This is a genomic window from Candidatus Methylomirabilota bacterium (genome assembly GCA_035260325.1).
Taxonomy (GTDB): Bacteria; Methylomirabilota; Methylomirabilia; order Rokubacteriales; family CSP1-6; genus AR19.
In genome coordinates this window covers 13621-30481 of record DATFVL010000015.1, presented here as the reverse complement: position 1 = coordinate 30481, position 16861 = coordinate 13621, and the positions used below count along the sequence as shown (strand labels likewise).

The window sequence follows — 16861 nt, the reverse complement described above, 5'->3', positions numbered from 1 at the left end:
GATCATCCCGAGCCAGCCCGCCTGGGCGAACTTCTTCACCCAGTCCCAGGGGTATTCGGCCTTCTTGTCCTTCTCGAGCCAGTAGTCGAGGGAGAACGAGCGCGCGAGCGCCGCCACTTCCTTGCGGATCAGCTCCTGCTGCTCCGTGAGCTGGAAGTCCATAGCGCGGATGATAGCACTATGCGCGGGGTGCTAGAATGTCGCGCGATGAGCGTCCGCGAGCTCCACGCGCTGCAGAACGGCTTCATCGGCTTCGAACGCTCCGGCCTCTTCTACGGCGAGCGCTCGAGCGAGCGCGTCCAGATCCCCATCGCCTGCTGGCTGATCCGCGCGTCCGACGCGGTCATCCTGTTCGACACGGGCCTCTCGCCGCGCGCCGTCCCCGGCCTCATGCGCAACGACCCGATGGCGCGCTTCACCGAGGAGGACCTCCTCGTCCACCGCCTCGAGCGGCTCGGGCTCGAGCCCGACCACGTGGACCTGGTGGTCATCTCCCACCTGCACTTCGACCACGCGGGCGGCGCCCAGCTCTTCCCCAAGTCCGAGCTGCTCGTCCAGAAGGACGAGTACGCGTACGCCAACTACCCCGCGACCTTCTTCGAGAGCTTCTACTACCGGAAGAACTTCGACCTGCCCGGCTACCGCTGGCGGCTGCTCGACGGCGACACCGAGCTCCTGCCGGGCGTCACCGCGCTCCGCACCGACGGCCACACTCCGGGCCACCAGTCGCTCCTCGTCGAGCTGCCCGGGACGGGCCCCGTCATCCTCGCCGCCGACTCGTGCTACTGGCTGGAGCACGCGGAGCACGAGCGGGTGCCCGGCGTCGTGTGGAACCCGACGCAGGCGCTCCACTCGATCAAGAAGCTGAAGACGATCGCGCGCCTGACCGGCGGCCGCATCTTCCCCGGCCACGACCCGACCTTCTGGGAGACCGTCAAGCAGTATCCCGACGCGTATCGCTAGGCGCCGGCCGGAGGCTCCGCTCGACGCCGGCGAGGACGAGCAGCACGTACGCCCCCCCGCCCGTGAGGCCGCCGGCCACGTCGCTCGCCCAGTGGGCCCGGAGGTAGAGCCGGCTGTACGCGACGCCGAGCGCCAGGAGCGCCGAGACCACCGTCCCCGCCCAGCGCCACGCGCGCGGGATCGGGCTCGTCCAGAGCACGTACACGAGGGCGCCGAAGAAGATCGTAGCGCCGAGGGTGTGGCCGCTCGGGAACCCGTACTCCGTGCCGCGCGGGCGCGGCCGCGAGACGAGCCACTTGCTGAGCCCGTCGAGGAGGAAGGCGCCGACGACGGCCACGGGGACGTAACGCCCGAGCGGGTGACCTGCGCGACGGAGCAGGACGTACCCGATGGCGGCGAGCGGCAGCAGCACCCAACCCGAGCCGAGCAGGGTCAGCGCGCGCATGAGCGCCTCGAGCGCGGGACGGCGTCCACCCTGAACCCAGTCCTGGATCGTATAGTCGAGGGGGAACACGTACTGCCGTGAGGCGATCAAGGCCAGGGCGACGAACGCGAGGGCGGACATGACGGCGAGGAAGGTCACCGCGCGCGGGGGCTTCACCGCCGGCGATTATGGCACGGGCGCGGCGGGCGCCATCGCCGAACGGCTCTCGGCCCTCCCCTGGAAGACGATCGAGGAGTCGCTGGGGCGGTTCGGCTACGCCAAGGCCGGCCCGATCCTCACGCCCGAGGAGTGCGCCGCGCTGATCGCGCTGTACGGCGACGACGGGCGCTTCAGGAGCCGCGTGGACATGGCCCGCTACAAGTTCGGCGAGGGCGACTACAAGTACTTCGCGGCGCCGCTCCCGCCGCTCGTGCAGGCGCTCCGGGTCCACGCCTACCCCCCGCTGGCCGCGATCGCCAACCGGTGGGAGGCGGCGCTCGGCAGCGCGACGCGCCATCCGCCCGACCTCGCGGCGCTCCTGGCGCTCTGCCGGCGGCGCGGCCAGGACAAGCCCACCCCGCTCCTGCTCCACTACGAGGCCGGCGGCTACAACTGCCTCCACCAGGACCTCTACGGCGAGGTCGTCTTTCCCCTTCAGCTCACCTGCTTCCTCTCGCGGCGCGATGTGGACTACACCGGCGGCGAGTTCCTGCTCGTCGAGCAGCGGCCGCGCGCCCAGTCACGCGGCGAGACGATCACGACGGAGCAGGGCGAGGTCGTGATCTTCACCACCCGCCACCGTCCGGCCGAGGGCGCCCGCGGCGTCTATCGCGCGACGATGCGCCACGGCGTGAGCCGCGTGCGCTCGGGCTCGCGCTACACCCTCGGCGTCATCTTCCACGACGCGAAGTGAGCCTGCCGCGACACCGGCGGAGATTGGAGCGACGGCTCAGGGACCGGCTGCGGCCGCCCGGTTCGCCGAACTACTGGCTGATCGTCCCGCTCCTCATCGCGAGCGTGCTCCTCCTCGGCTGGATCGTCGGCACACTCGCCACGACCGACCTCGTGGACTGGGCGCGGGGCCTCGTGCGGATGCGGAGCCTCTTCTAGAGGGCGATGACCTTGCCGTCGTGGGCGGCCTCGACGGCGAGCCCGGGGAGGCGCCGGAGCATGTCGTCGCTCATGTGGGTCACGACGAGCCGCCGGCACGCGAGGCGCTCGCGCTGCGCCAGCAGGGTCGCGAGGTCGAGGTGGTACTTGATCTTCTTCTCGTAGAAGTACGCCTCGGCGACGAAGAGGTCGGCGGCGCGCGCCGCGTCCACGAGCGCGTCCGTCCACTCGGTGTCGCCCGAGTACGCGAGCGTCTTGCCGTCGCAGGCGATCCGCAGCGCGTACGGCGGGGCGCCGCTCGCGTGGACGACCTCGAAGGGCGTCGCGGTGAAGGCGCCCAGGGCCTTCCTCTCGACGCGCGTGGAGCCGGGAAAGAGGATCTCCATCGCCTCCCGGACGCGGTCCTCCACCCCCCGCGGCCCCACGACGGTGAGCGGCCGCGAGCGCCGGCGGAACTGGCCGTCGAGGACGAGGAACGGCACGCCCGCGAAGTGGTCGCCGTGGAGGTGCGTGAGGAGCACCGCGTCCACGTCGTTCGGGTCCACGCCGAACCGCCGCATCGCGACGAGCGACGACGCCCCGCAGTCCACCAGCACTTGCCCGCGGCCGGTCTCCACGTGGATGCACGTCTGGAACCTCCCGCCGCTGCCGAACGCGTCGCCGGAGCCGAGGAAGCGGACGTTCACCGGTCACCCCCGTGACGGCACTCATGATATCGTGCCCCCCATGAGCGCCACGACCCGGCTCGCCGAGTTCGCCGTCAAGACGTCGCTCGAGGACTGTCCGCCGGCGGCCATCGCCCGGACGCGGCTCGCCGCGCTCGACACGCTCGGCGTGATGCTCGCCGGCGCCGCCGAGCCCGCCGCGCGCGCGGTCCGGCAGGTCGCGCGCGTCGAGGGCGGCGCCGCGCTGGCGACCGTCATCGGGACGCGGCTCACGACCTCGCCGGGCTGGGCGGCGCTCGCCAACGGCACGGCGGGCCACGCCCACGATTTCGACGACACGAACTTCGCCCTCATGGGCCACCCGAGTGTGCCGCTCCTCGCGACCGCCCTCGCCGCGGGAGAAGCGGAAATGGCCGACGGCCGCGCGGTGACCCTCGCCTACATCCTCGGGTTCGAGGTCTCCACGGCGCTCGGCCGGGCGCTCAACCCCGAGCACTACACGCGGGGCTGGCACGCGACCTCGTCCATCGGCACGCTCGGCTGCGCGGCCGCAGCCGCGCGCCTCCTCCGGCTCGACGTGACGCAGACGCGCCACGCCCTCGCACTCGCGGCCTCGCACGCCTCCGGGCTGAAGGAGAACTTCGGCTCGATGACGAAGCCCTATCACGCGGGCCACGCGGCGCGAAACGGGATCCTCGCCGCCCAGCTCGCGCGCGAGGGGCTCACGGCGTCGGAGACGGCGCTCGAGGGCAAGCAGGGCTACGTCGCCGCGTTCGGCGGTGGCCCGCGCCTCGAGGGGGCGCTCGACGAGCTCGGCCGCACCTGGCAGCTCCTCGCCTCGGGGATCGCGGTGAAGCCCTACCCCTCGTGCGCCCTCACCCACTCGGCGATCGACGCGCTCCTCGAGCTGCGCGAGCGCCATCGTCTCCGCCCCGGCGACGTCGCCGCGGTCGAGGTCGGCGTGAACCGCGTCGTCCCCGACGTCCTCGCTCACGCGCGGCCGGCCACGGCGCTCGAGCGCAAGTTCTCGATGCAGTTCTGCGCTGCCGCCGCCCTCGCCACGGGCCGCGTGGAGATCGCGTCCTTCGAGGACGGGCCCGTGCGGGACGCCGAGGTGCGCCGACTCATGGAGCGCGTCACGATGGTCGTGGATCCGGCGCTGCCGGACGGCCTCGAGCAGCACGCGTGGACGCGCGTGACGCTGCGCCTCGCCGACGGGCGGACGCTCGCCTCGGCGCCGCGCGGCGCGCAGGGCCACCCCGACGCGCCGCTCTCCGCCGAGGCGCTCCACGCCAAGTTCCTCGCCTGCGCGACCCGTGCGCTCCCGCGCGACGAGGCCGAGGGGATCGCCGCGCAGCTCGAGCATCTCGAGGACATTCCCGACATCCGCGCTCTGACCTCGCGCCTCGCCGGCGACCTGGACTGAGCCGGCGTCCCCCGACGGAGGAGCGAACCGCATGGGCGTGCTCGACGGGATCAAGATTCTCGAGCTGGCGCGGGTGCCGCCGGCGGAGATGCCCGGGATGATGCTGGCCGACATGGGCGCGGACGTCCTGAAGATCGAGACACCCGAGCCCGACCGCCCGAGCGGCCCCGATTGGGTGCGGCGGACGATCCACGCCTTCACCAACCGCAACAAGCGCTCGATGGCCCTCAACATGAAGTCGGCCGAGGGCCAGGAGATCTTCAGGAAGCTCGCGGCGACCGCCGACGTCATCGTCGAGGGCTTCCGGCCGGGCGTGATGAAGCGCCTCGGCGCCGATTACGAGACGCTCGCACGGACGAATCCGCGCCTGGTCTACTGCTCGCTCTCGGGCTTCGGCCAGGACGGGCCCTACCGGGACTACCCCGCCCACGACATGAACTATCTCTCGCTCGCCGGCGTGCTGAACCTCATCGGCGAGCCCGGCCGGAAGCCCGTGATCCCGCTCAACCTGGTCGCCGACTACGCGGGGGCGAGCCTGCACGGCGCCCTCGGCATCGCGCTGGCGCTCTTCGCGCGCGAGCGCACCGGGCGCGGCCAGCACGTGGACGTCGCGTACCTCGACACGACGCTGTCGCTCCTCGCCGCGACGCCGAACATGCGCTACTTCTTCTCGGACGGCCTCGCCCCGCGCCGCGGCGAGGGGTTCCTCGGGGGCTCGTACCCCTACTACGCGATCTACGAGACGCGCGACGGCAAGCTCCTGACGATCGGCTGCACCGAGCCCTGGCTCTGGGAGAACTTCTGCAACGCGATCGGCCGGCCCGAGCTCAAGCGCTTCGCGCGGCAGCCCGACCAGTTCGTGCGCGCCGCCAACGCCGAGGAGGAGGGGGCGCGCCGCGAGATCGAGGCGCTGATCCAGACGCGCGACCGCGACGAGTGGTACGAGCTCCTCGTCCGGGCCGACGTGTGCGTCGGCAAGGTGTACGAGATCGACGAGATGGTCCGGGATCCCCAGATCAACCACCGCCGGATGATCGTGGACGTCGAGCACCCGACCCAGGGCCGCGTCCGGCAGGTCGGGATCGCGATCAAGCTCTCCGACACGCCGGGCTCGATCCGGAGCGCGGCGCCGCTCGCGGGCGAGCACACCGAGGCGGTGTTGAAGGACCTCGGCCTCGGCGCGGGCGACATCGCACGGCTCCGGGAGAAGGGCGTCATCGAGTAGCGGCGCGGTGACCCCGGCCTGGCGGCAGCTCACGCTCCTCTCCCTCGCCGAGCTCGCCGCCCTGAGCCTCTGGTTCAGCGCCTCCGCTGTTCTTCCCGCCCTGTCCCGCGAGTGGCAGCTTGGCGACGGGGGCCGCGCCGGGCTCACGATCGCGGTCCAGGCGGGCTTCATCGCGGGCACGCTCGCGAGCGCCCTCGGCAACCTCCCCGACGTCTGGTCGTCCCGCGCGCTCATGACGGCCGGCATCGGCCTCGGCGTCGTCGCCAACGGCGTGCTGGCGCTCTGGATCGAGAGCCTCGCGCCCGCGCTCGCCCTCCGCTTCCTGACGGGCGTCGCGATGGCGGGCGCCTACCCGCCGGCCATGAAGATCATGGCGACGTGGTTCCGGGAGGGGCGCGGCCTCGCGATCGGGATCCTGATCGGCGCGCTCACCGTGGGCTCGGCGACGCCCCACCTCGTGCGCGGCACGACCGAGCTGCCCTGGCGCGGGACCCTGCTCGTCGCGTCGGCGCTGGCCGCGGCCGGCGCCGCGATCGTCCAGCTCTTCGTGACCGAAGGCCCCCACCGCTTCCCGTCGGCGCGCTTCGACCTCCGGATGGCGTGGGCCGTCTTCCGCGAGCGCGGCCCGCGGCTCGCGTGCTTCGGCTACCTCGGCCACATGTGGGAGCTCTACGCGATGTGGGCGTGGATCGGCGCCTTCCTCGCCGAGAGCCTCGCGGCGCGCGGCGGCGGCGGCTACGCCGGGCTCAACGCGAGCGCGGCGACCTTCGTGGTGATCGCGGCGGGCGCCCTCGGCTGCTGGGCCGGCGGCCTCGCCTCGGACCGCTGGGGACGCACGGCCCTCACGATCGCGGCGATGGCGGTATCCGGCGCGTGCGCGCTCGTCACAGGCTTCACGTTCGGCGGGCCGCCGCTCCTCACGCTCGGCGTGGCGCTCGTCTGGGGCGTCGCGGTCATCGCCGACTCCGCGCAGTTCTCGACGGCGATCACCGAGCTGTCGCCCGCGGCCTACGTCGGCACCGCGCTCACGACGCAGACGTGCGCCGGGTTCGCGCTCACGATGGTCTCGATCTGGCTGGTCCCGCCGCTCGTGCGCTGGGCCGGCTGGCCCTGGGCGTTCGCGGCGCTGGCCGTCGGGCCCGCGCTCGGCGTCGCGGCGATGGCGCGGTTGCGCACACTGCCGGAATCGGCGAAGCTCGCGGGGGGCCGCCGATAGATGGAACGCTACGACCTCGTCGTCATCGGGTCCGGACCGGCGGGCGAGAAGGGCGCCGCGCAGGCGGCGTACTTCGGCAAGCGCGTCGCGATCGTCGAGAAGACGTTCCAGGTCGGCGGCGCCGGCATCAACACGGGCACCGTCCCCTCCAAGACCCTCCGCGAGAGCGCGCTCTACTTCTCGGGCCTCGGCCAGCGCGGCCTCTACGGCGTGGACTACACGATCAAGCAGGACCTGACGGTGCGTGACTTCATGTACCGCGAGCAGGAGGTCGTGAAGGCGCTGCGCGAGGTCGTCCGGCAGAACATCGAGCGCCACCGGATCGACCTGATCCAGGGCGCCGCGCGCTTCGAGGACCCGCACACGATCGCGGTCGAGCCGACGGACGCCGACTTCGTGCGCCGGATCCAGGGCGACGTCGTGCTGATCGCCACGGGCTCGGCGCCGACCCAGCCGAAGAACATTCCCTTCGAGGACGAGCGCGTCTACGACAGCGACGAGATCCTCCAGATGCGGCACCTGCCGCGGACGCTCGTCGTCGTCGGCGCCGGCGTGATCGGCTGCGAGTACACGACCATCTTCGCGGCGCTCGGCATCCACGTCACGCTCGTCGACGGGCGTGACCGCCTCCTCGCCTTCCTCGACGCCGAGACCGCCGACCGGCTCCGGATGCAGATGGAGCTGCTCGGCGTGGACGTGCGGCTCCGCGACGGGGTGACGCGCGTGGACGCCCGGCCGGACGTCGTGAACCTCGACCTCAAGAGCGGCGACCGCCTCGCGGTGGACGCGGTCCTCTTCGCCGCGGGGCGCGTCGGCAACACGCGGGGGCTCGCCCTCGAGAAGGCCGGGGTCGACGTGAACGACCGCGGCCTCATCCCGGTGAACGAGCACTACCAGACCGCGGTCGCGCACGTCTACGCGGCGGGCGACGTGATCGGCTTCCCGGCTCTCGCCGCGACGTCCATGGAGCAGGCCCGCGTCGCGATGTGCCACGCCTTCGACCTCAAGTACAAGACGCGCGTCGCGCCGATCTTCCCGCTCGCCGTGTACACGATCCCCGAGGTCGCGATGGTCGGGGAGACGGAGGAGTCGTGCCGCGAGAAGGGCATCGACCACTGCGTCGGGCGCGCCGCCTACCGGACGAACGCGCGCGGCCAGATCACCGGCGACCTCAGCGGCCAGGTCAAGCTCGTCTTCCGCTACCCCGACAAGACGCTCCTCGGCGTCCACGTCATCGGCGAGTCGGCCTCGGAGCTGGTGCACGTCGGGCTCATGGTGCTGCTGGCCGGCGGGACGATCGACACCTTCATCAACGCGGTCTTCAACTACCCGACGCTCGGCGACGCGTACAAGTACGCGGCGTACGACGGGCTCGGCGCGGTGCAGCGGCGCGCGGCGGGCGGCTAGCCCGCGGCGACCGGGAGCTCGGTCTGGAGCCGGCGGAGCAGCATGCCGCCCTCGCCCTCGAGCCACGCGCGCGTGGACTCGTAGCCGAACCGGAGCGCGGCGCGGCTCGCCTCGAAGCCCATGGACGGCCCGAACATCGGCGCGTCGGCCTGCGAGGGCTGGATCAGGCAGAACTCGGTCCGTGGGTACTTCACCCGGAGCGCCGCGAGGCCGAGCTGCAGGAGGTTCTGGCTGTAGATGCGGCCGGCCTGCTCCATGATCGCGTAGAGACCGCGGCTCCGGAGCGGCGTCGCGCCCTGCTCGTAGTTCGGCACGAGCGGGTTGACGACGATGACCACGCTCGCGCCCTCCTCGGCGGCGAGGTCGGCGTGACCGCTGAAGCCGACGCCGCCGTCCACGTAGTCGCGGCCGTTGATCTCGTAGGGCTCGAAGAAGCCGGGGATCGCCGACGAGGCGGCGACGGCCTGGCTGATCGGCACGCCGCGGAGCTCGTCCCGGCCGAAAACCACGCGCTGGGCGCGCTCGAGCTCGATGGCCGGGATGAGGAGCGTGCGCTCGAGCTCGCCGAAGGCGTTCCGGAGGCCGCGCGACTCGAAGGCCCGGCGCATGAACCGCTCGAGCGCCTCGAGCGAGAAGAAGCCGGCGGGCAGGTCGCGCTCGGCGTGGGCGAGCATGTCGGGGACCGAGCCGCGCCAGCCCCGCACCGCGTTCTTGCCCACGGCCCAGACGAGCCGCCCGAACCGTCCCGCGGCGTGGCGGAACGAGTCGGGCGCGTACACGGCGTTCCGGCGGAAGTTCAGCGGGTCGTCGAGGTCCTGATCGACGACGCGGAAGATCTCCGAGGCGCGCACGCCGTTGGCGAGGAGCGAGGCGACGACCGCGCCCGCGCTGCAGCCGATGTAGATGTGGAAGCCGCCCTCGCCGGTGAGCCGTTCCTCGAGGGCCGAGACGGCGCCGACCTCGTACATCCCGCCGATGACACCCCCGCCGGCGAGCGCGAGCGCGTGCCGGGGCTGACGCCGGGGGCGCCAGAAGCCCATCGCGCGCTGCAGCAAGTCTCCCATCTCGAGCTTCATTGTAGCAAGCACTTTGCCATGCCCGCGATTCCGGTAAGCGCCGGAATTTCCGATAGGTACATCCCTGATGCCCTTGAGACGGTGGGCGGTCCCAGCTCGTTTCTGGGCCGGCCGGCGGCCAGGCTGGCTAGAAGCGTGGCAGCACGCTCGAGCATCCAATCGACGCGGGAGGACGGATGATCACGGTCAGGAAGGCCGGGGATCGCGGCGGCGGGGACCACGGCTGGCTCGACACGCGCCACACGTTCTCGTTCGCCGACTACTACGACGCGGCCCAGATGGGCTTCCGCGGGCTGCGCGTCATCAACGAGGACCGCGTCCAGCCCGGCCGGGGCTTTCCCACCCACGGCCATCGGGACATGGAGATCCTCTCGTACGTCCTCGCGGGCGCCCTCGAGCACGAGGACAGCATGGGGACGGGCTCCGTCATCCGGCCGGGCGACGTCCAGCGCATGAGCGCCGGCACCGGCGTGATGCACAGTGAGTTCAACCCCTCGCGCACGGAGCCCGTCCACTTCCTGCAAATCTGGATCCTGCCGGGCACGCGCGGCCTCGATCCGAGCTACGAGCAGAAGCCCTTCCCCGAGGCGGAAAAGCGGGGCCGGCTCCGGTTGATCGCCTCGCGCGACGGGCGGGACGGCTCCGTGACGATCCACCACGACGCCAGCGTCTACGCGGCGGTCCTGGCGCCTGGCGAGCGCGTCGCCCTGGCACTCGCGGACGGGCGCCACGCGTGGGTGCAGGTCGCGCGGGGCGCGGTCACGCTGAACGGCGAGGCGCTCGGCGCGGGCGACGGCGCCGCCCTGAGCCGCGAGCCCGCGCTGACGCTCGTGGCCGTGGAGCGGGCGGAGGTGCTGGTCTTCGACCTCGGCTGAGGCGCCGGTGCCTTACCCGCCCTCGCGCCGCTTCCGGCGCAGGCGCTCGAGCTCCGGCTCGACGTACTTCTGGCGGCACTCCGGGCAGATGCCGTGGGTGAACTGCGCGTCCGAGTGGCCCTCGATGTAGGTCTCGACCTGCTGCCAGTAGTTCCGGTCGTCGCGGACCTTCTTGCAGTAGGAGCAGATCGGGAGGAGGCCCTGCAGCTGCTTGACGCGCGCGAGCGCCTCCTCCAGCTCGCGCACGCGCTCGGCCAGGGTCGCCTGGAGGTCGAGCATCCGCACGCCGACCTGGATCCGCGCGCGCAGCTCGTCGCGGTTGAAAGGCTTGATGATGTAGTCGTCGGCGCCCGCGCTGAGGCCCGTGACGATGTCGACGGTCCGCGCCTTCGCGGTGACGAAGATGAGGTAGGGCTTCGTGGGCTTCTCGAGCGCGCGCACGCGCCGGCAGACCTCCAGGCCGTCCACGCCCGGCATCGTCCAGTCGAGGATCGCGAGCGAGGGGGCATCGTCGGCCTTGAGGATCTCCCAGGCCTCGGCCCCGCCCGGGGCGGCGATCACCTCGTAGCCCCAGGTCGTCAGCGACGTCTCGAGGAGCCGGCGCAGGACGGGCTCGTCGTCGACGATCAGGACCCTCACGGCTCACCCGCGCGGCTCTGCCATGCCGGATCGCGGAAGAAGGCGACGACCCGGCCGAGCTCCGCGTCGATCCGCACGAGGAGGTCGGGGGCCACCTCGAAGCGCTTCGCGGCGGCGGCGAGCTCGAGCTCGGCGCAGTGCTGGCGGAGGCCGCTCGCCCCGAGGATGCTCGCCGAGCCCTTGAGGCTGTGGGCCACGCGCTCGAGCTCCTTCGCGTTCTGCGTCGCGAGCGCGTCGCGGAGCTCGCCCATCCGCGGGGAGGCCTCGCTGACGAAGATCCCGACGAGCTCGAGCAGGAGAGCCCGATCGCCGCCGACCCAGCGGCGCGCCGCGGCGAGGTCCACGGGCTCCGCGGCCATCAGGCCTCCATCAGGTCTTCGCCGACGACGACGGGCCCGGCGTAGTGCTTCGCGGCCGCCGCCTTGAGCTCGGCGGGGTCCGAGCCCGGCATGAGGTGGGTCAGCACGAGCTTCTTCGCGCGCGCCTCGTGCGCGACGCGCCCGATCTGATCGGGCTGCGTGTGGTACGAGGCGAGGTCGCGGATCTTCTCCTCGATCGTCGGCCAGCCGCACCCCGGCGACCACGACGTCTTCGCCATCTCGCAGCACTCGTGGACGAGGAGGTCGACGTTGTGGCTCCAGCGCATGAGGTTCTCGCACGGCCGCGTGTCGCCGGAGACGACGATGCGGCGCCCGCCGCCCTCGAAGTGGAAGCCGAAGGCGGGCTTGACCGGATCGTGCTCGACGAGGAAGGCGCTCACCCGGACGCCGCCGGCCTCCATCACCTTGCCTTCGTCGATCTCCGTCACGCTGACCCGCGGCGGCTCGCGGTCGTGCATGTGGGCGCGGCGCAGCTCGACGTCCACGGCGAGATAGTCGAGGAGCTTCTCGACCTGCCGGCGCGTGCCGGCCGGGCCCCAGACCTCGAACGGCGCGTTCTGCCCGACGATCCAGCGCGTGATCAGCAGGTGGCCGAGGTCGATCGTGTGGTCGGAGTGCTGGTGCGTGATGAGCACGCGCGGCCACTCGTACGGGCGCACGCCCGCCTGGACGAGCTGCACGCCGGCGCCGGAGCCCGCGTCCACGAGGAAGCGCTCGTCGTCGAGCGACAGAAGTGTCGCGGGCCCGCGCCGTCGCGGGCTGGGGGGCGGCGACCCGGTGCCGAGGAGAACGGCGCGGAGCATCGACTCCTCCAGAGTGAGCTTCCGACGGATACTAGCACAAGCCTACCCCCGCCCCGGCACCGGGCGAGCGGCGCTTCTTCCGCGCGCGGAGGTCGATCGCGCCGGGGCACCGGCGCGGGTCCTCGCCGCGCGGAAAGATCTGTGCTTTCTGCACCTTCTGGGTCCCCGTGGTCGGCAGGCTCGGGACGAAGAGGATCCAGCCGGGCGCCTTGAAATAGGCGAGCCGCGCCATGCACCAGTCGAAGAGCGCCGAGGCCAGGGCGGCGTCCGCAGCGACGCCGGCCATTGGGACGACGCACGCCATCACTTCCTCCTCGCGGATCTCGTCGGGCGCGGCGAGGACCGCCACCTGGGCGACCGCGTCGTGCGCCTGGAGGCAGGCCTCGACCTCCGCCGCGGCGATGTTCTCGCCCGAGCGCCGGATGATGTTCTTCTTCCGGTCGACGAAGTAGAGCATGCCGTCCCCGGCCTGGCGCACGATGTCGCCCGTGTGGAACCAGCCGCCGCGCCACGCCTCCTCCGTCGCCTCCGGGTTCTTCAGGTAGCCGGAGAAGAACCCGCGGCGTGGGTCGGGCCCGGCGAAACGCACGACCAGCTCGCCCTCGGTCCCGCGCGGCACCTCCCGGTCCGTGTCGTCCAGCACCTTCGCCTCGAACCCGCCGAAGGGCCGGCCGAAGGCGCGCGTCCGGGTCTGGCGCGGCTCGACGCAGTCGCCGTAGATGCGTCCCGTCTCGGTCATGCCCCACACCTCGACCAGCGGGAAGCCGAAGCGCTTCTCGAAGGCCGCGTGGAGCTCGGGCTCGACGCCCGCGCCGAAGCCGAACCTCACACGGTGCCGGCGCTCCTCGGGCGTCTCCGGCTGGTTCAGGAGCAGCGGCGGCACGACGCCGAGATAGTGGATGACCGTCGCGCGCGTCGCGACGACGTCCTTCCACCAGCGCCCCGGGCTGAAGCGCTCGGGCAGGATCAGACAGTTCGCGGTGAGGATCACGCCGGTCGCCGTCACAGCCTGGCAGTTCATGTGGAAGAGCGGAAGCGGGTTCAGGACGCGGTCGCCGCCGCGCTCGAAGCGCACGAGCCCGCCGAGGTCGCGGTACCAGGCGCCGGCGTTCAGGTAGTAGAAGTTCGTGAGGATGCAGCCCTTCGGCCGACCCGTCGTGCCGGACGTGTAGAGGAGGCTGCACTCCGTGTCGAGCCCCGGCGCGCCGGCCCTCGGCGCCGGCCCGGGCTTCGGGAGCGCCGCGGGCATCGCCTCGACGGCGACGACGGGCAGGGGCTTCGTCCGCTCGCGCGCGACCGCCTCCAGATCGGCGACGCGCCCCGCGATCGACACCGCGAGGTCCGCCTCCGAGTGGTCCATCTGGTAGAGCATCTCGTCGTGCCGGTAATCGGGGTTGATCGGCACGATCCCGCATCCGAGCGCGTTCAGGGCGAGGTAGTGGAAGAAGAACTCCGGCCGGTTCTCGAGGAGCAGCGCCACGCGATGGCCGTGGCCGTAGCCCGCGGCGCGGTAGAGGTCGCGCCGCCGCAGCACCTGCGCCTTCGTCTCTGCGTACGTGTACTCGACGCCGTCGGGATGGTAGGCGCGCCCGGGGGCCGGCGGCGCGCAGAGGAACGCGTTGCCGGGCGCGGCCTCGGCCGTCGCGAGGAACGCGTCGAACACGGTCGTCGCCACCGCCGGACTCAGAACAGGCCGACGACGTTGCCGTCCGCGTCGATGTCGATCGTCTCGGCTCCCGGCGCCTTCGGGAGCCCCGGCATCGTGAGGACGTCGCCCGCGTAGGCCACGACGAAGCCGGCGCCGGCGCAGAGCTTCGCGTCGCGCACGCTCACGCTGAAGCCACGCGGGCGGCCCCGCTTCTTCGGGTCGTCGGAGAGCGAGTTCTGCGTCTTCGCCATGCAGACCGGGAGCCGCCCGTGGCCGAGGGCCTCCCAGCGCTCGAGCTTGGCCTGGGCGGCGGGGGCCAGCTCCGCGCCGTCGGCGCCGTACATCCGCGTGACGATCGTCTCGATCTTCTGGCGGAGCCCCATGTCGTCCGGATACAGATAACTGAAGCGTCCCCGCGCCCCGCCGTGGATCGCGTCGCGGACCAGACGCGCGAGCTCCGTCGTCCCCGCGCCGCCCTCCGCCCAGGCCCGCGAGACCCCGACGGCGACGCCCGCGGCCCGGCACAGGTCCCGCACGGCCGTGACCTCCGCCTCGGTGTCGCCCGCGAAGTGGTTCAGCGCGACGACCGGCGTCAGGCCGAAGGCGCGCGCGTTTTCGAGGTGCTTCGCGAGGTTGTCGAACCCTCGCCGCACCGCCTCGACGGCCTCGCGCTCGAGCGCGGCGAGGGCGACGCCGCCGTGGAGCTTGAGGGCGCGCACGGTTGCGACGACCACGACGAGCGCGGGCACGGGAGCGCCCGCCCGGCACTTGATGTCGAGGAACTTCTCCATCCCGAGCTCGGTCGCGAACCCGGCCTCGGTCACGAGGATCTCGCCGAGCTTCAGCCCGAGGCGCGTCGCGATGAGGGTGTTGCAGCCGTGGGCGATGTTGCCGAAGGGCCCGCCGTGGACGAGAGCCGGCGTGGCCTCGAGGGTCTGGACCAGATTCGGCTTGATCGCGTCCTTCATGAGCACCGCCATGGCGCCGGCGGCGCGGAGCTCGCGCGCCGTGACGAGCGCGCCGGCGGCCGTCTCGCCGACGACGACGCGCTCGGCGCGCGCCCGGAAGTCGTGGAGGTCGCGCGCCAGGCAGAGGATCGCCATGACCTCGGAGGCGACGGTGATCTCGAAGCCCGTCTCGCGCGGCACGCCGTGGGCGGGGCCCCCGAGGCCGGCGACGACGTTCCGGAGCGCGCGGTCGTTCATGTCGAGCACGCGCTTCCAGAGGACGCGGCGAGTGTCGAGGCCGAGGGCGTTGCCCTGTGCCAGGTGGTTGTCGAGCATCGCCGCGAGCAGGTTGTGGGCGGCGCCGATCGCGTGCATGTCGCCGGTGAAGTGCAGGTTGATGTCCTCCATCGGGGCGACCTGGGCGTGGCCCCCGCCCGTCCCGCCGCCCTTGGCGCCGAACACCGGGCCGAGCGACGGCTCGCGCAGCGCGACGACCGCGCGCGCGCCCAGCCGGCGGAGGCCGTCGGCGAGGCCGATCGTCGTCGTGGTCTTCCCCTCGCCCGCGGGCGTCGGCGTCATCGCGGTCACGAGGACGAGCGCGCCGTCGGGGCGGTCGGCGACCCGCTCGACGACCTCCCAGCGGATCTTCGCCTTGTCGCTCCCGTAGGGCTCGAGGTCGCGGGAGGTCAGGCCGAGCGACTCGGCGACTTCCTGGATGGGCCGGAGCTTCACGGCGCGGGCGATCTCGAGGTCCTGGCGTCCCATGGAGCGAGGCTATTGTAGCGGACCTACTCCGCGAGCCAGACGGTATCGAGCTGGCTGTTGAGAAAGTGGCTCGGCGTGATCGTCCAGCCCCTGACCCGCGCGCTGTGCGGGACGATGCGATGCCACTGGAAGGTGTAGATGAAGTGCGTCTCGTCGTGGAGGAGCCGGCGCTCGAACTCGCGGATCGCCCGTCGTCGCTCCTTGCGGTCCGTGGCCCGGCTCTGCTTCTGGTAGAGCTCGTCCAGGACGCGATCGACGTAGCGGCCGTAGTTCACCGGGCTGACGTCCATCGACTGGAACTTGAACAGGGCGAGATCCGGCTCGACGAGGTAGCTGCAGTGGAAGTCGGCCGCGACCTCGAAGCTGCCGGCGCGGATGTCCGAATAGAGTATGCCGAGCTCGAGCGTCTCCATCCTGACGCGGAGGCCGATCTGGCGCCACTGGTCCACGAGCCAGACCCCGAGCGCCTCGTAGGGGTTCGCGATGCCCCGGTTCTTGAACGTGAAGGCGAACCCGTCGGGGACGCCGGCCTCCCGCAGGAGCCGCCGGGCCTCCGCGCGGGACCGGGCGATGTCGCGACCGTAGCCGGCGAGCGGCTCGAGCTCGGCCGGCGACGCGGCGAACGGGCTGCCCTCGCCCTGGACTCCCGTGATCTCTCGGAGGAGGGTGATCTTCGAGAGCGCCTGCGCGCCCGCATACCGGTCGAGCGCGAGCGTGAGCGCGCGCCGCACGCGCCGGTCGTCGAACGGCTTCCGCTCGTGGTTGAGCGCGAGCGGGTTCCAGCACGCCCACGGGCTCTCCTGCACGGCGATCTTGTCGCCCAGCGCCCGGACGAGGCTGTCACGGTTCCCCGGCGAGAAGCCGCGGAACTGGATCATCGCGCGCTGTCCGCGGATCGCCGCCACCTGCGCCGCCGTGTCCGCGATGAAGACGGCGCGGTACCCGTCGAGGTAGGGCTTCCCCTTGTCCCAGTAGTCCGGGTTCCGTCGCCCGAGCCAGTGACTCCCCCGCACGTACTCGACGAAGACGAACGAAACGGACCAGGACTCCGCGAGGTCCCCGACGAGCCGGGTGGCGGTCCGGTCGTCCGGATCGACGCGGAGCAGGGTGCTGTAATGGGGCGCCGCCGGATGCACGATCGCGAAGGTCTCCTCGCGGTGGGCGTCGTACGAGGGCGGCTCCGCGGGCACGACGAAGATCAGCTCGCCCCCGTAGCGGGGGCTCTCCCGTGCCGCGGCGGGCGACGCCAGCGCGGTGAGGAGGAGCAGCGCCGCCAGCGCGGTCCGCATCGC

The 16861-nt window shown here is 72.3% G+C and carries 18 protein-coding genes; 8 read left to right on the top strand and 10 right to left on the bottom strand.

The window, feature by feature from the left end; genetic code table 11:
- Positions 1 to 162, bottom strand: a 162-nt coding sequence (locus tag VKG64_00885; GenBank protein HKB23578.1) for an acyl-CoA dehydrogenase family protein, incomplete at its 3' end; no start/stop codon positions are given.
- Between the two features lie 45 nt (positions 163 to 207).
- On the opposite strand from VKG64_00885, the gene VKG64_00880 reads away from it, so the two are divergent.
- A complete protein-coding gene (locus VKG64_00880; GenBank protein ID HKB23577.1) occupies positions 208 to 963 on the top strand; it encodes an N-acyl homoserine lactonase family protein in 756 nt (251 codons plus the stop codon).
- On the opposite strand, the gene VKG64_00875 is transcribed toward VKG64_00880, so the two are convergent.
- Complete coding sequence (locus VKG64_00875; protein HKB23576.1) at positions 935 to 1564, bottom strand: phosphatase PAP2 family protein; 630 nt, start codon at positions 1562 to 1564, stop codon at positions 935 to 937. The genes VKG64_00880 and VKG64_00875 overlap by 29 nt on opposite strands.
- Here VKG64_00875 and VKG64_00870 point away from each other — a divergent pair.
- Both VKG64_00870 and VKG64_00865 read left to right on the top strand, forming a co-directional pair.
- Positions 1527 to 2300, top strand: a complete 774-nt coding sequence (locus tag VKG64_00870; GenBank protein ID HKB23575.1) for a 2OG-Fe(II) oxygenase — start codon at positions 1527 to 1529, stop codon at positions 2298 to 2300. The genes VKG64_00875 and VKG64_00870 overlap by 38 nt on opposite strands.
- On the top strand, positions 2297 to 2497 hold the full coding sequence (locus tag VKG64_00865; GenBank protein ID HKB23574.1) for a hypothetical protein: 201 nt from the start codon (positions 2297 to 2299) through the stop codon (positions 2495 to 2497). The genes VKG64_00870 and VKG64_00865 overlap by 4 nt, the downstream gene beginning before the upstream one ends.
- On the opposite strand, the gene VKG64_00860 is transcribed toward VKG64_00865, so the two are convergent.
- Complete coding sequence (locus VKG64_00860) at positions 2494 to 3183, bottom strand: MBL fold metallo-hydrolase (GenBank protein ID HKB23573.1); 690 nt, start codon at positions 3181 to 3183, stop codon at positions 2494 to 2496. The genes VKG64_00865 and VKG64_00860 overlap by 4 nt on opposite strands.
- 40 nt (positions 3184 to 3223) lie before the next feature.
- Here VKG64_00860 and VKG64_00855 point away from each other — a divergent pair, with 40 nt between their 5' ends.
- Genes VKG64_00855 through sthA form a run of 4 tightly spaced genes read left to right on the top strand, consistent with a single transcriptional unit; the run spans position 3224 to position 8436 of the window.
- Complete coding sequence (locus tag VKG64_00855) at positions 3224 to 4588, top strand: MmgE/PrpD family protein (GenBank protein ID HKB23572.1); 1365 nt, start codon at positions 3224 to 3226, stop codon at positions 4586 to 4588.
- Between the two features lie 31 nt (positions 4589 to 4619).
- A complete protein-coding gene (locus tag VKG64_00850; protein ID HKB23571.1) occupies positions 4620 to 5813 on the top strand; it encodes a CaiB/BaiF CoA-transferase family protein in 1194 nt (397 codons plus the stop codon).
- A 7-nt stretch (positions 5814 to 5820) separates the two neighbouring features.
- A complete protein-coding gene (locus VKG64_00845) occupies positions 5821 to 7029 on the top strand; it encodes an MFS transporter (protein ID HKB23570.1) in 1209 nt (402 codons plus the stop codon).
- The gene (sthA, locus tag VKG64_00840; protein HKB23569.1) at positions 7030 to 8436 is read left to right on the top strand and encodes a Si-specific NAD(P)(+) transhydrogenase; all 1407 of its coding nucleotides are present in this window, start codon (positions 7030 to 7032) and stop codon (positions 8434 to 8436) included.
- On the opposite strand, the gene VKG64_00835 is transcribed toward sthA, so the two are convergent.
- On the bottom strand, positions 8433 to 9512 hold the full coding sequence (locus VKG64_00835) for a patatin-like phospholipase family protein (GenBank protein HKB23568.1): 1080 nt from the start codon (positions 9510 to 9512) through the stop codon (positions 8433 to 8435). The two genes, sthA and VKG64_00835, sit on opposite strands and share 4 nt — an antisense overlap.
- Positions 9513 to 9688: 176 nt before the next feature.
- On the opposite strand from VKG64_00835, the gene VKG64_00830 reads away from it, so the two are divergent.
- On the top strand, positions 9689 to 10387 hold the full coding sequence (locus VKG64_00830; GenBank protein HKB23567.1) for a pirin family protein: 699 nt from the start codon (positions 9689 to 9691) through the stop codon (positions 10385 to 10387).
- 12 nt (positions 10388 to 10399) lie between these two features.
- Here VKG64_00830 and VKG64_00825 read toward each other — a convergent pair whose 3' ends face one another.
- The 6 genes from VKG64_00825 to VKG64_00800 are packed head-to-tail and all read right to left on the bottom strand — an operon-like array spanning position 10400 to position 16858.
- Positions 10400 to 11026 carry a response regulator transcription factor gene (locus VKG64_00825; GenBank protein ID HKB23566.1) on the bottom strand — a complete coding sequence of 209 codons (627 nt, stop codon included), beginning with the start codon at positions 11024 to 11026 and terminating at the stop codon, positions 10400 to 10402.
- Positions 11023 to 11385: an Hpt domain-containing protein gene (locus tag VKG64_00820; protein ID HKB23565.1), complete on the bottom strand. Its 363-nt coding sequence runs from the start codon at positions 11383 to 11385 to the stop codon at positions 11023 to 11025. Before VKG64_00820 ends, VKG64_00825 begins: the two co-directional genes overlap by 4 nt.
- Entirely contained in the window at positions 11385 to 12209 is an 825-nt protein-coding gene (locus VKG64_00815) for an MBL fold metallo-hydrolase (protein ID HKB23564.1), read from the bottom strand. The genes VKG64_00820 and VKG64_00815 overlap by 1 nt, the downstream gene beginning before the upstream one ends.
- Positions 12210 to 12240: 31 nt before the next feature.
- Complete coding sequence (locus VKG64_00810; protein ID HKB23563.1) at positions 12241 to 13884, bottom strand: AMP-binding protein; 1644 nt, start codon at positions 13882 to 13884, stop codon at positions 12241 to 12243.
- Positions 13885 to 13892: 8 nt separating this feature from the next.
- Entirely contained in the window at positions 13893 to 15569 is a 1677-nt protein-coding gene (locus VKG64_00805; GenBank protein ID HKB23562.1) for a formate--tetrahydrofolate ligase, read from the bottom strand.
- Positions 15570 to 15592: 23 nt separating this feature from the next.
- Entirely contained in the window at positions 15593 to 16858 is a 1266-nt protein-coding gene (locus VKG64_00800) for an ABC transporter substrate-binding protein (GenBank protein HKB23561.1), read from the bottom strand.
- Positions 16859 to 16861 lie beyond the last annotated feature (3 nt).